The organism is Hyalangium ruber, assembly GCF_034259325.1.
In the GTDB taxonomy this organism is placed as follows: Bacteria; Myxococcota; Myxococcia; order Myxococcales; family Myxococcaceae; genus Hyalangium_A; species Hyalangium_A rubrum.
In genome coordinates this window covers 130,345-144,102 of the sequence record NZ_JAXIVS010000016.1, presented here as the reverse complement: position 1 = coordinate 144,102, position 13,758 = coordinate 130,345, and the positions used below count along the sequence as shown (strand labels likewise).

The 13,758-nt window shown below is 69.4% G+C and carries 10 protein-coding genes; 8 read left to right on the top strand and 2 right to left on the bottom strand.

Features of this window, described 5'->3' with window-relative positions; translation table 11 throughout:
• Nucleotides 1-234 precede the first annotated feature (234 nt).
• Together SYV04_RS35995 and SYV04_RS35990 are read left to right on the top strand one after the other, a co-directional pair.
• Nucleotides 235-1,341, top strand: a complete 1,107-nt coding sequence (locus SYV04_RS35995) for a glycosyltransferase family 4 protein (protein ID WP_321550554.1) — start codon at nt 235-237, stop codon at nt 1,339-1,341.
• On the top strand, nt 1,338-2,192 hold the full coding sequence (locus SYV04_RS35990; RefSeq protein WP_321550553.1) for an FkbM family methyltransferase: 855 nt from the start codon (nt 1,338-1,340) through the stop codon (nt 2,190-2,192). Before SYV04_RS35995 ends, SYV04_RS35990 begins: the two co-directional genes overlap by 4 nt.
• Here the strand turns inward: SYV04_RS35990 and hflX are convergent.
• Nucleotides 2,189-3,841, bottom strand: a complete 1,653-nt coding sequence (gene hflX / locus SYV04_RS35985; RefSeq protein ID WP_321550627.1) for a GTPase HflX — start codon at nt 3,839-3,841, stop codon at nt 2,189-2,191. The genes SYV04_RS35990 and hflX overlap by 4 nt on opposite strands.
• A gap of 151 nt (nt 3,842-3,992) precedes the next feature.
• On the opposite strand from hflX, the gene proB reads away from it, so the two are divergent.
• Nucleotides 3,993-5,141, top strand: coding sequence for a glutamate 5-kinase (proB, locus tag SYV04_RS35980; RefSeq protein ID WP_321550552.1), 1,149 nt, complete (start codon nt 3,993-3,995; stop codon nt 5,139-5,141).
• Between the two features lie 52 nt (nt 5,142-5,193).
• Here proB and SYV04_RS35975 read toward each other — a convergent pair whose 3' ends face one another.
• Nucleotides 5,194-5,751: a hypothetical protein gene (locus SYV04_RS35975; RefSeq protein WP_321550551.1), complete on the bottom strand. Its 558-nt coding sequence runs from the start codon at nt 5,749-5,751 to the stop codon at nt 5,194-5,196.
• Nucleotides 5,752-5,968: 217 nt separating this feature from the next.
• Between SYV04_RS35975 and SYV04_RS35970 the strand changes: the two genes are divergently transcribed.
• The 5 genes from SYV04_RS35970 to acnA all read left to right on the top strand — a co-directional run bounded on the left by SYV04_RS35970 (nt 5,969) and on the right by acnA (nt 13,696).
• Nucleotides 5,969-6,988, top strand: coding sequence for a helix-turn-helix transcriptional regulator (locus SYV04_RS35970; RefSeq protein ID WP_321550550.1), 1,020 nt, complete (start codon nt 5,969-5,971; stop codon nt 6,986-6,988).
• Complete coding sequence (locus tag SYV04_RS35965) at nt 6,985-7,908, top strand: WYL domain-containing transcriptional regulator (RefSeq protein WP_321550549.1); 924 nt, start codon at nt 6,985-6,987, stop codon at nt 7,906-7,908. The genes SYV04_RS35970 and SYV04_RS35965 overlap by 4 nt, the downstream gene beginning before the upstream one ends.
• Nucleotides 7,909-7,915: 7 nt before the next feature.
• Nucleotides 7,916-9,511: an FHA domain-containing protein gene (locus tag SYV04_RS35960; RefSeq protein ID WP_321550548.1), complete on the top strand. Its 1,596-nt coding sequence runs from the start codon at nt 7,916-7,918 to the stop codon at nt 9,509-9,511.
• A gap of 90 nt (nt 9,512-9,601) precedes the next feature.
• Nucleotides 9,602-10,894 (top strand): phospholipase D-like domain-containing protein, encoded by a 1,293-nt coding sequence (locus SYV04_RS35955; protein WP_422724006.1) that lies wholly within the window; start codon nt 9,602-9,604, stop codon nt 10,892-10,894.
• A gap of 69 nt (nt 10,895-10,963) precedes the next feature.
• Nucleotides 10,964-13,696 (top strand): aconitate hydratase AcnA, encoded by a 2,733-nt coding sequence (acnA, locus tag SYV04_RS35950; protein ID WP_321550547.1) that lies wholly within the window; start codon nt 10,964-10,966, stop codon nt 13,694-13,696.
• Nucleotides 13,697-13,758 lie beyond the last annotated feature (62 nt).

Sequence of the window (13,758 nt, the reverse complement as noted above, 5' to 3'; positions counted from 1 at the left end):
CCGGTACCAGCCGGTCAGTCCCAGATGACCGGTACCAGCCGGTCAGTCCCAGATGACCGGTACCAGCCGGTCAGTCCCAGATGACCGGTACCAGCCGGTCAGTCCCGGTTGACCGGTACCAGCCGGTCAGTCCCGGTTGACCGGGACTGAAGCTCTGCACCGCTTGAAGGCGAGGTGAGGGGTCGGCTAAGCAGCCCAGCCCATGCGAACCCCGTCCAGCCAGAGGCAGCGCCCGTGAAGGGGAAGCGACGGGAGTTCCTCCGCAAGGTCGCCCGCGAGGCGCTGCGCCGACTGCGCCCCGCAAGGAGTCACGGCGGGCCGGTGGTGCCGCCGCTCGTGGTGGACACCTCTCGCCGGGACGGCGCCTCCACGGTCTTCTTCCTGTGCCCGGACTATGACGTGGCGAGCGGAGGCATCCGCACGCTCTACCGCCATGTGGATCTGCTCAACGCGGCGGGGGTGTCCGCCGCCATCCTCCACACGCGCGAGGGCTTTCGCTGCACGTGGTTTCCCCATGACACCCGCATCGCCTACGCCGCGCGAGTCACGCTGAAGGCCTCGGACGTGCTGGTGCTGCCCGAGGTGTACGGCGCCAGCATGCGGAGCCTTCCCCAGGGCATCCGCCAGGTCATCTTCAACCAGAACACGTACCTCACCTTCTCTCGGGCGACGCTGGAGTCCTGGGAGGAGCGCTCGCCCTACCAGAACAATCCGGACCTGCGGGCCGTGCTCGTGGTGTCCGAGGACAACGCCGAGTACCTGCGCTTTGCCTTCCCGCGCCTGCGGGTGGAGCGAGTACACCAGGGGCTGGACCCCACGGTGTTCCACCCGCCCACGCAGCCCGCTGGGCGCCGCATCGCGCTGATGACCCGCCGCTATGCGCACGACACGGTGCAGGTGGTGCAGATGCTCCGGGCGCGCGGCAGCCTCGCGGGCTGGGAGCTGGTCATCATCGAGAACCGCACCCCTCAGCAGACGGCGGACCTGATGCGCCAGAGCGCCATCTTCCTGGCTCCTAGCCACCAGGAGGGCTTCGGGTTGCCCCCCGTGGAGGCCATGGCCTGCGGCAGCCTGGCGGTGGGCTTTCCGGGACATGGCGGCAGGGAGTTCCTGCGGCCCGAGTGGTCCATGCCCGCCGAGCAGGGCAATGTCACCGCCCTGGCTCAGGCGCTGGAGCAGGCCATCCGCCTGCACACCGAGGACCCGGCCGCCTTCCAGGCGCTGGCACGAAAAGGGACGGACTTCGTGCGGCGGGAGTACGCTCCGGAGCGCGAGCGCGCGGACGTGGTGGGCTTCTTCCAATCGCTCCTGTCCCAAGACGCACGCGAGGCACGCCCTTGAAGAGAACCATCGTCCGAGTCGTGGGGCACGTGGCCCGCAGGGTGTACCCGCTCCAGTCCCGCTTCGAGCTGGCGCGCAGGGTCCACCAGCGGCTGGTGCGCCACTTCAGCTACAGCCGCAAGCCGCTGTGGGTGGACTACGACGGCGTCACCTTCGAGGTGATGCTGGGAGACAACCTGCAGCGCCACCTCTTCTTCTCGGGCTCCTATGAGCCGGAGCTGCACGAGGTGCTCAAGGGCGAGCTGCGCGGGGGCGGGGTGATGGTGGACGTGGGAGCCAACATCGGCATCCACTGCCTGCCGGTGGCGCGCATGCTCCAGAACGGAGGCGAGGGCCGCGTCTACGCCTTCGAGCCGGCTCCGGACACGGCGGAGCGGCTGCGCCGGATGGCGGAGCGCAACGGGGTGTCTACCCGCTTGGAGGTGGTGCAGGTGGCGCTGGGAGACAAGCCGCGCACCGCCTCACTGCGCAGCGCCACGGACCATGCCTCGCTGGACGTGGGCATGCGCTCGCTCTACGGCTCCGGAGGCGATGCCATCCCCGTGGAGGTGACGACCTTCGACGCGTGGGCGCAAGGCGCCGGGCTCACCCGGTGGGACGTGCTGAAGATGGACGTGGAGGGAGCGGAGACCGAGGTGCTGCGAGGCATGCAGCACACCCTGAAGACTCTCCGCCCCCGCCTGCTCGCCATCGAGGTGGTGGACGAGCACCTGCGTCGCGCCGGCTCCAGCCGCGACGAGCTGGTGGAGCTGCTCCGCTCCGTGGGTTACCGGGAGCTCGCTCCGTCGGAGACCCTCCACGGAGTAACCGCCTCCGTGGTGGCCCCCAACACGTTCTTCCGCCCGGCTTAGAGCGCGCCGAGCGCCTCCGAGGCGCCCTCGGCGAACAGCGTGGTGTCCGCCTTGGCGAGCAGTGCCGCCAGGCCCTCGCGTTGCTCGGCGCTGATGGCCACCCCGCCGCGCACGCGCAGCAGGGCCTCCACCTCTTCGGCCGACAGCTTGTCCGCCTTGTTCCACACCATCAGGCGCGGCTTCTCCATCAGCCCCAGCGAGCCGAGGATGGTCTCCACCGCCTCCACCTGCTCGTCGCGAGCGGGGTCCGCCGCATCCACCACGTGCAGGAGCAGGCTGGCGTCGTACAGCTCCTCCAGCGTGGCGCGGAAGGCGGCGACCAGGTCCTTGGGCAGGTCGCGGATGAACCCCACCGTGTCGGTGATGATGACCTCACGCTCCTGCGGGAAGCGCAGGCGGCGGCTGGTCGGATCCAGCGTCGCGAACAGCTTGTTCTCCGCCAGCACATCCGCCTTGGTGATGGCGTTGAGCAGCGTGGACTTGCCCGCGTTGGTGTAGCCGACGATGGAGATGACGGGCAGCTCGCGCCGGTTGCGCTGGGCCCGCCGCACGCTGCGCTCGCGTGACACCGCGTCGATGCGCTTCTCCAGGTGCGTAATCCTGTCACGCACCCGGCGACGGTCGATCTCGAGCTTCGTCTCACCGGGGCCTCGCCCGCCGATGCCGCCGGCGAGTCTGCTGAGCGAGTCATCGCTCTGCACCAGCCGGGGCAGCCGGTACTTCAGCTGCGCCAGCTCCACCTGCAGCTTGCCCTCGGCGCTCTGCGCGCGCTGCGCGAAGATGTCGAGGATGAGCTGCGAGCGGTCCAGCACCTTGAGGCTGGTGGCCTCGGCGATGTGGCGGCCCTGAGAGGGCGTCAGGTCCTTGTCGAAGATGAGCAGGTCCACCATGGACTGCATCGAGCGGAGGTTGAGGTCCTCCAGCTTGCCGCGACCGATGAGGTAGCGCGGGTCCGCCTCGCGACGCACCTGCAGCATGGTGTCGATGACCTCCACGCCCGCCGTGCGCGCCAGCTCCTTGAGCTCCGCCAGGCTCGACTCGGCCTGGGCGCGGTTGCCGTTGAGGCACACCGCCACGAGGATGGCCTTCTCCCGCCCGCCCACCGCGCGCGCGGCGGCCTTGCGATTGAGCTCCTCTTCCAGCGCGCCCAGCGTGTCCACCAGGTCCGGCTGGTCGTGGTGGACGGAGGGCAGGGTGGTGACCTGCCAGAACTCGCCTGCGCTGTTCTCCGGCACCAGGTGCGCGTAGTGCAGCACCCCGGGCAGGCCCTCGTTGGCCACGCCGACGGCGGCCACCATGTCCAGCCGCAGCAGCGCGAGGTCCGTCAGGTCGTCCTTGGTGAGGGGCTCGCTCTTGAGGTGGGTGTGGACCAGCCGCAGGCCGCGCAGACGCACCTGACCCGCGCGAGCACGGCCGATGTCCGGCAGCTCGAGCTTGTGGGCGTTGCCCACCACGACGTACTCGATCTCACCCTTGCGGTTGATGAGCACGCCTACCTGCCGGTTCGTCTCGCTCGACAGCTCGGTCAGGTGGCGGGCGAGCTCCGGCGAGACGATTTCATGGGGCGCCACGCGCCGCCGATAGGTGTTGCGCAGCCGGTGCTGCTCATTGGCCTTGAGTCCAAGGGTGTTACCGTAGATTTCCTTCAATTCGTCCGTCTCCCGAGCGGGCATGGGCCCGCTTCATCCCACCCTCCTCACTTTAAGGCCTTGCCAGCCCGGTTTCACGACTCCGGGCCCGTGAGGAGGACTGGTGGTAACACAGGGGCGGCGCGCTTACTTCCGGGTAGTCTGCGGCCCCGTGAGCACTTCTGGACGAGACGCAGTACGCGCCGCGCGGCGTGTGGTGGTGAAGATTGGAACGAACGCGCTGACCAACGCCACGGGGCGCTTCAACCGCGCCCACTTCAAGGCCCTGAGCGAGGACCTGCTCTGGGCGGCGCAGGACCGTGAGCTGGTGGTGGTCTCCAGCGGTGCCATCGCCCTGGGAGTGGAGCGGCTGCGGCTGCCAGCGCGCCCCAAGGATATTCCCGGCAAGCAGGCCTGCGCGGCGGTGGGCCAGAGCCGGCTGATGCAGGCGTACGAGGAGGCCTTCGGCCAGGCGGATCGGCACGTGGCCCAGGTGCTGCTCACCCACGAGGATGTGCAGGACCGGCGGCGCTACCTCAATGTGAAGCACGCCCTGGAGCGGCTGTTGGAGACGGGCGTGGTGCCCATCATCAACGAGAACGACACCGTCTCCGTGGACGAGCTGAAGTTCGGCGACAACGACACGCTGGCGAGCCTGGTGGCCGGCGTCGTCGAGGCCGAGGTGCTCGTGGTGCTCTCGGACGTGGAGGGCCTCTTCACGGCCGACCCCCGCAAGGACCCGGGGGCGCAGTTGCTGCCTCAGGTGGACCTGGTGACGCCGGAGCTGCTGGCCTTGGCCGGCGGCAGTGGCAGCGCGGTGGGCACGGGCGGCATGGCCACGAAGATTCGCGCCGCCGCCCGCGTGGCCGAGCGCGGCATCCGCTGCGTGATTACCTCCGGTGCCACCCCGGGGCGGCTGCGTCAGGTGCTCCAGGGAGACCCGATCGGCACGCTCTTCGAGGCCGGGGAGAACCGCCGCAGCGCGCGCATGGCGTGGATTGCCCATGCCTTGCGCCCCAAGGGCCGGCTCCACGTGGACTCCGGCGCGCGCGAGGCCATCGTCTCCAGCAAGCGCAGCCTGCTGCCCTCGGGCGTGAAGCAGGTGGAGGGGGACTTCGGCCGGGGGGATCCGGTGGACCTGGTGGATGAGCAGGGCGCGGTGTTCGCCCGGGGGCTCAGCGCCTACGAGGACAGCGAGCTGCGCCGCATCGCCGGCCACAAGAGCGTCGAGATCGAAATCATCCTCGGCTACCGCTACCTCGACGAGGCCGTACACCGTGACGATCTGGCGGTGCTCCAGGCGCCCGGCGTGACAGGCTGACAGCCTGCCCGATTCCCAGTCGTGGGATCGGGCGTTCCAAAGGTGGGACGGATCAGATGGGGCGGTTGCTGCCCTGGCCGGTGCTGTCCGTGGCCAGATCCATCAGCGCGCGGAACTCCGGCGAGTCCACCTTCATGAGGAGCAGGGAGACCTCCAGCTCACCCGGAGTCTTGCCCAGCTGCAGCTTGCGCTGCTGGCCGTGCAGGAGCGCCAGCTCCGAGTGCCCGCGAAGCTCCGGCAGCGTGAGCTCCAGCGAGAGGTGGTAGGTGTTCCCCTCGAGGATGGGGGTGAGCACGAGCCGGTAGTCGGACTGGGGGGCGCCGGGTTTGCGGCGCTCGGCGCGGAGGGTCCGCCCCGTTTCTCCCAGGAGCTTGGGTTGGGCCACCAGCCGCCCCTCGCGCCGTACCTCCAGCGCGAAGTAGAGCGGCTCGGCCTGGGCAGTCGCCGGCACCAAGGAGCTGGTGAGACCTACCAGCGCCAGCCCGACGAGCACACTTCTGAGAAGGGAGGAGCGGTTCACGGTGAGTCCTCGCCGAAGCAACCTTCGCGCCACGCCGGCCCGGTCATGCACCAGCCACCCCACCCATCGGGGCGTGTCCGACTGCTTCACTCAAGGAATAACCCAGAAGTGAGCGGAGTGCGAGTCCCCCACGCGGGTTGGAGTGTTTCCCACGTGTAGGTTGCACCCCACACCGCTTTACCTGCTTGCTTGTTCAGTGGGTAGTGGGTACCGATCCAGGCGTCGCTCTCCTCGCTGTCTGTTTTTCCTGCTCATGCCCGCCTTGACCATGCGTACCCGGATTCGCCATCGTCGCCGGCCTCCCGACATGGACCGTACGGAACGCCTCCTCGACCTCGTTGCCCTGCTGCTCGACGCACGCGAGCCCATCTCCTGGGCCGAACTGCGCGAGCAATTCCCCGCCGATTATGGCGGCATCTCCGACGACGCGGCCGAGCGCAAGTTCGAGCGCGACAAGGCGGAGTTGCTCGAGCTGGGCCTGCCGCTCACCTATATCCAAGGCGACGATGACCGGAAGGACGGCTACATCGTCGACCGCAGCGCCTACTACCTGCCCGAGGTGGACCTCTCCAAGGAGGAGCTGGCGGTGCTCTACGCCGCCGGCAGCGCCTCGCTCGCCTCCGGGGCCTTTCCAGGCAGCGACGACCTGGCGCACGCCCTGCGTAAGATTGGCTTCTTCGCCGGCGACGCGCTGCCCACGCCGCGCGTGCGCATGGAGCTGGGCTCGGCGCAGAGCAACCCCGAGCTCTCCGCCCGCCTGGAGCAGCTCTGGGAGGCCTGCGCCGCGCACAAGTACGTGCAGATCGCCTACGCCTCGCCCAAGAACGCGGGCGTCACCGACCGACGGGTGGACCCGTACGGGCTGGCGCTGCGGCGCGGTGTCTGGACGCTGGTGGGCTACTGCCACCTTCGCCAGGGCCTGCGCACCTTCCACATCCAGCGCATCCGCGAGATGAAGGTGAACCCCTCCAAGCCGCGCACGCCGGACTTCGAGGTGCCCGCCGACTTCTCGCTGGACGCGTACGTGGCCTACTACCCGTGGCAGCACCGCTTCCATGAGCCCATGGAGGTGACGCTGCTGCTGCGGGGCGAGGCCTCCAAGCGCGCCGCGAGCCTGTTCCCCGGCGCCACCGTGGAGCCCACGGAGCAGGGCGTGCGCGCGAAGCTGAACGTGACGTTCCTGGACGGGCTGCTGCGCTTCTGTCTGGCGCTGGGTCCGGACTGCCGCGTGGAGTCCCCCGAGGCCGCCGTCACCCGCGTGCGCGAGATGGCCACGCGCATCCACGAGCGCCACAGCCCCACTGACGAGAAGAAGGTGAGCGCATGAGCACCGTCCACGAGCGGCTCCGCCGCCTGCTGTTCCTCGTGCCCTACGTCTCCAAGCACCCCGGCCTCACGGTGGACGAGCTGGCCACGGCCCTCAACGTGAAGCGCGAGGACCTGCTGGAGGAGCTGGACCTGCTCACCTGCGTGGGCCGGCCGCCCTTCAACCCGGACGACTACGTCGACATCTACGTGGAGAACGATCGCGTCTACGTGGACCTCGACCAGCGCCTGTCCCGGCCGCCCCGGCTCACGGCCGGTGAGGCCGCCGCCCTGGCCGCCGCCGCGGAGCTGTTGCGTCCCGCCGCGGGCGACGCGCTCCAGAGCGCGCTGCAGAAGCTCGAGCGCATCCTCCCGGCCGGCGCCCGCGAGCGCTACCGGGAGATGCACCGGAAGATCGACGCCTCCTCGGAGGCCCCCCAGTCCCTGGGGCCGCTCACCCGTGCCATCCTCGAGCGGCGCGAGGTGACGTTCGACTACGCCAGCCCGGGCCGGCCCTCGGAGCCGCGCCGCGTGCGGCCGTATGAGCTGCTCAGCCACCGGGGGCAGTGGTACCTGCAGGGCTACTGCCACACCCGCGCGGATGCGCGCCTGTTCCGGCTCGACCGCATGGAGAACCTGGGCCTCACGGACACCACCTTCCAGCCCCCGGCGGACGCGCGCGCCGCCGTGCCCAACCCCGCCCGGGCCGACTCGGGCGTCCGGGTGCGCTTCTCCAAGCTGGTGGCGCCCTACGTCACCGAGCGCTTCGGGGCGGACGCCCGGCCGCTGGCCGACGGAGGCGTCGAGGTGCGGGTGGCAGGGGACAGCGAGCGCTGGCTCACACAGTGGGTGCTTTCATTTGGCGGCGAGGCGGAAGTGGTGGAACCTGCTTCCGCGCGGGCAGCCGTTGCCCGAGCGGCCCATGCCTCGTTAGGATTCTAGGGATTCCATGGCCTTCCAGCTGAAGATCGCCGAGGGTAAGGACGCCGGTAAGGAGTTCGAGTTCGATCAGGACTCGGTGCTCATCGGTCGTACCCCGGAGTGTGACGTGGTGCTGTACGACGCGGGCGTCTCGCGAAAGCACTGCCGCATCTTCAGCGAGGGCGACGGCTACATCATCGAGGACATGGGCAGCGCCAACGGGACCAAGGTGAACGGCACTCCCGTGAAGACGCAGCCCCTCAACGATGGGGACCAGATCACCCTGGGTCCGGTGGTGTTCGCCTTCATGGCGATGGCCAGCGAGATGGCCGAGGAGCCCAACACCGACGCGGCCATCGCGGCGCCTCCGGCCGAAGAGAACAGCACGCGTATCGTCCCGCTGGACCAGGTGAAGAAGCGCCAGAAGAACAAGGGCGAGGCGCTCAAGCCGGAAGGGGCCGATGCCGAGCCGGAGAAGCTGGGTGAGCTGCAGCGCTCGGCCACCCGCGCCGCGGGCATGCCCGCCGTCCGCCCCGCGCGTGCCGCCACGGGTGCCTCTCCCCGGGCCGCCATCGAGCGCGCGGGCCCGTCCGCGCCTCCGGCTCCCCGTCGCCCGCCTCCCAGCGCCGCGGTGGAGCGAGCCGCGCCCGCGCGAGGAGCCGCGGCCGCGGCGGGCCTGTCCGCCGCCGAGCGTGCCCGCATCAAGCGCGAGTCGGGTGGCCTCGTCGCCCGCATCAAGATCTTCTGGATCGAGGCGAGCACCAACGTTCGCCGCGGCATCATCGGCGGCTTCATCGCGCTGGGGCTGGGGCTCGTCGGCCTGGTGTACTACGTGGCGCTCAACCCCGAGCGGAAGGTGGGCGCCTCGGGGCCGGAGCCGGAGATGCTGGGCCTGCAGCCCATCCCGGACTCGTTCGGCTACGGGCCGGGAGTCACCTGGGACACGCCGGACCTGAAGACCTTCACCTGGGAGTACACGGCCGCCACGCGCGCCGTGGTCATCCTCCACTACCAGTCGCAGAGCGTCTCCCAGGGTGAGGTGGTGATTACGGTGAACGGCGTGGACGTGGGGCAGGTGCCTCCGGACACGCTGGCCAGCCGCGACCGCGCGCTGGAGCTGATGATTCCGCCCAACATCCTCAAGAAGGGCGAGGTCAACCGCATCACCTTCGACAACACGAAGAACCCTCCGGGCGAGGACCAGTGGCGCCTGTGGAACGTGTGGGTCGAGAAGGCGCTGCTGCCGGACCTGCCCCCGGACCAGCTCATCTCCGAGGCGCGCACGGCGTACATGCGCGGCAAGCAGAACTTCGAGCGGGCGGACGTTGGCGCGCGCAACCGCTACCTGGCCTGGAAGTCCTTCCGCGAGGCGTGGCTGATGCTCGAGGCCCACCCCGAGCCCAAGCCGGACCTTTACTTCGAGGCCCGCGACCGGATGAAGGATGCGCAGCAGGAGCTCGACAAGACGTGCTCCAAGCTCCTGCTCGAGTCCGAGGGCTATTACAACCAGCGCAACTTCAACGGCGCCAAGCACACCCTCGACTACATCCGGGAGTACTTCCCCGAGTTCGACCAGCCGTGCGCCTCGCTCGCGGAAGCGAAGCGCTACGAATGGGGCATGTAGCCACGTCGTCTCCCAACGGACACACCTGACCACCCCTTTGGGGGAGCGTGGGTTGCCGGGCGGAGAGATCATCCGCAACCTCTCCTTGCCATGTACGAGCAGGGGGTGGGGAGCGAGCGGGTGGGGTTGGCACGGATCGAGGACCGACCGGCGCCGGCGGAGGAGCGAGCCGAGCCGAGCAGCGGTCCCGTTCCAGATCATGGGGTCGTCTGGAGTCCGAGCGTCCCCAATCGGCTGCTGGCGCGCTACTACCTGCCGCGCAGCCACAGCGTGCTGCAGGGCAACGCGTGCCGGCTGCTGAGGGACGGCGTCGAGGCGTACCCGGCGATGCTGGAGGCCATCCGGGGCGCGCGGCGCTACGTGCGGCTCGAGACGTACATGTTCATCACCGACTCGGTGGGTGAGCTGTTCGGCCAGGCGCTGGCCGAGGCGGCCGAGCGGGGCGTGCATGTGAAGGTGCTCTATGACGCGGTCGGTTCGTGGACGAGCCGCCGCGGCTTCTTCGAGGCGCTGCGCCAGCGCGGGGTGGACATCCGCCCCTTCAAGCCCTTCAGCCTGAACCGGGGGCTGCGCCACCTGTTGCAGCGCGATCACCGGAAGATCCTCGTGGTGGACGGGGAGGTGGCCTTCGTGGGCGGGGTGAACATCTCCGCGCACTGGGCGCCGGTGGGGCAGGGCGGGGGCTGGCGCGACGACGTGCTGAGGATTGAGGGCCCGGCGGTGCATGAGCTGGAGCGGCGCTTCCTGGCCACCTGGCGCATGGCCTTCCAGCAGGGCGTCGATCGGATGCGGCTGAGGCTTCAGCGGCGGCTGCGGCTGCGGCTGCGGCGCCCGGGGCCGCCCAGGGGTGGGGTGTGCCTGTCGGTGCTCTCCAGCCGGCGCAGCATTCACCGGGCGTATCTGCACGCCATCGCCCGGGCACGCCGCAGCGTGCTCATCGCCGCGGCCTACTTCGTGCCCGACCGGCGCATGGTGGCGGTGCTGAGAGAGGCGGCCCAGCGCGGGGTGGAGGTACACCTGCTGCTCAACGGGCGCAGCGACCACCCGTTCCTGGAGCACGCCACGCGGGCCTTCTACGAGCGGCTGCTGGAGGCCGGGGTGCGCATCTTCGAGTGGCAGCGCGGGGTGCTGCACGCGAAGACGGCGGTGGTGGACGGGGTCTGGGGGACGATTGGCTCGTTCAACCTGGAACGGTTGAGCCTGGCCTTCAACCACGAGGTGAACGCGGTCTTCGCCGACCCGCGGCTGGGCCGCTCGGTGGAGGAGTCGTTCCGCAACGACTGCGGGAGCTGCCGCGAGGTAAACCTCACGGAATTCCGGCGCCGTCCGCTGTGGCAGAAACTCCTGGAGCGGGTGGTGTATTTCTTCCGAAAGATCCTCTGAAGAAGCGTTTGCATGCCGTCCGGTGCGGGCCTAGAAGACCCCGCGGATACGGAAGGACGGCGAACGCACATGACGGACAGTTTCGGCACGAAGAGCCAGCTCAAGGTGGGCTCGGCGACGTACGACATCTTCAGCCTGGGCAAGCTGGCCAAGGCGAACCCGGCGGTGAACCGCCTGCCCATCTCGCTCAAGGTGCTGCTGGAGAACCTGCTGCGCCATGAGGATGGGCGCGTGGTGAAGCGCGAGCACATCGAGAAGATGCTGGCGTGGGATCCGAAGGCGGCCCCGGAGACGGAGATCTCCTTCCACCCGGCGCGCGTGCTGCTGCAGGACTTCACGGGCGTGCCGGCGGTGGTGGACATGGCGGCGATGCGCGAGGCGCTGGCCTCGATGGGTGGCGACGCCTCGAAGATCAACCCGCGCAACCCCGCCGACCTGGTCATCGACCACTCGGTGCAGATCGACAGCTTCGCCACCACGGCGGCGATGCAGGAGAACGCGGAGCTGGAGTTCTCCCGCAACCAGGAGCGCTACGCGTTCCTGCGCTGGGGCTCCAACGCGTTCAAGAACTTCCGGGTGGTGCCGCCGGACATCGGCATCTGCCACCAGGTGAACCTGGAGTACCTGGGCCAGGTGACGTTCCGCCAGGGCAACGTGGCCTTCCCGGACACGCTGGTGGGCACCGACAGCCACACGACGATGATCAACGGCATCGGCGTGGTGGGCTGGGGCGTGGGCGGCATCGAGGCCGAGGCGGCGCTGCTGGGCCAGCCGATTACCATGCTCATTCCGCAGGTGGTGGGCTTCAAGCTCACCGGCAACCTGCCAGCGGGCGCCACGGCGACGGACCTGGTGCTCACCGTGACGCAGATGCTTCGCAAGAAGGGCGTGGTGGGCAAGTTCGTGGAGTTCTACGGCAGCGGGCTCAAGAGCCTCACGCTGCCGGACCGCGCGACCATCGCGAACATGGCGCCGGAGTACGGCGCCACCATCGGCTTCTTCCCGGTGGATGAGGAGTCGCTGGCGTACCTGCGCTTCACGGGCCGCCCCGACGACGTGGTGGCGCTGACCGAGGCGTACTGCAAGGAGCAGGGCCTGTTCCTCACGGCGGGCGCGCCGGAGCCGGTGTTCAGCGACACGCTGGAGCTGGACCTGGGCACGGTGGTGCCGAGCCTCGCCGGCCCGAAGCGGCCGCAGGACCGCGTGCCCCTCAAGGACATGAAGGGCGGGTACGAGAAGTCGCTGGTGGAGATGCTGGCGGCGGGCAAGAGCAAGGGCGAGGACGACGAGGGCGGCGGCAAGGCCAAGGCCCCGGCGGCGGCGGTGCCTCCCGAGCGGCTGCAGCAGACGGTGACGGTGAGCCAGGGCAGCGAGAGCTACAAGGTGGGCCACGGCGCGGTGGTCATCGCCGCCATCACCTCCTGCACCAACACCTCGAACCCGGCGGTGCTGGTGGGCGCGGGCCTGCTGGCGAAGAAGGCGGTGGAGCGCGGGCTGAACTCCAAGCCGTGGGTGAAGACGAGCCTGGCGCCGGGCAGCCGCGTGGTGACGGAGTACCTCAAGGAGTCGGGGCTCCTGCCGTACCTGGAGGGCGTGGGCTTCCACGTGGTGGGCTACGGCTGCACCACGTGCATCGGCAACTCGGGCCCGCTGCCGGACCCGGTGGCCAACGCGGTGACGGAGGGCGACCTGGTGGTGGCGGCGGTGCTGTCGGGCAACCGCAACTTCGAGGGCCGCATCAACCCGCACGTGCGCATGAACTACCTGGCCTCGCCGCCGCTGGTGGTGGCGTACGCGCTGGCTGGCGACGTGAACCGCAACCTGGACACCGACCCCGTGGGCCACGACCGCAACGGCAAGCCGGTGTACCTCAAGGACATCTGGCCGACGAACGAGGAGATCCGCGAGGTCATCCGCACGGCGGTGAAGCCGGAGCAGTTCCGCCAGCAGTACGCCCACGCGATGGAGGGCGACACGCTCTGGCAGAAGCTGCAGGTGAGCAAGGGCAACACGTTCCAGTGGGATGCGAAGTCCACGTATGTGCGCAAGCCGCCCTTCTTCGAGAACCTGCCGAAGGAGCCCTCGGCGCCCAAGGACATCAGCGGGGCGCACGTGCTGGCGCTGCTGGGCGACTCGGTGACGACGGACCACATCTCGCCGGCGGGTAACATCGCCAAGAACAGCCCGGCGGCGAAGTACCTGATGGCCGAGGGCGTGGAGCCCAAGGACTTCAACTCGTACGGCGCGCGGCGCGGCAACCACGAGGTGATGGTGCGCGGCACCTTCGCCAACATCCGCCTGAAGAACCTGCTGGTTCCGGGGGTGGAGGGTGGCGTGACGGTGCACATCCCCACCCGCGAGCGGACGACGATCTACGACGCGTCGATGAAGTACCAGCAGGAGGGCACGCCGCTGGTGGTGCTGGCGGGCGCCGAGTACGGCACGGGCTCGAGCCGTGACTGGGCGGCCAAGGGCACGCAGCTGCTGGGCGTGAAGGCGGTGATTGCCAAGAGCTTCGAGCGCATCCACCGCTCGAACCTGGTGGGCATGGGCGTGCTGCCGCTGCAGTTCGAGGCGGGCCAGGACGCGCAGTCGCTGGGGCTGACCGGCCACGAGAAGTTCTCCATCACTGGCATCGCGGAGAACCTGGCGCCGCAGAAGACGCTGACGGTGAAGGCCGAGGGCGAGAACGGCACCAAGGAGTTCAAGGCGCTGTGCCGCATCGACACGCCGAACGAGCTCGACTACTACCGCCACGGCGGCATCCTGCAGTTCGTGCTGCGCCAGCTCGCGAAGGCGTAGCGCTCAGGACTCCAGATACGACGCGGCCCGGTGTTCCCTCAGCGGAGCACCGGGCCGTTTCA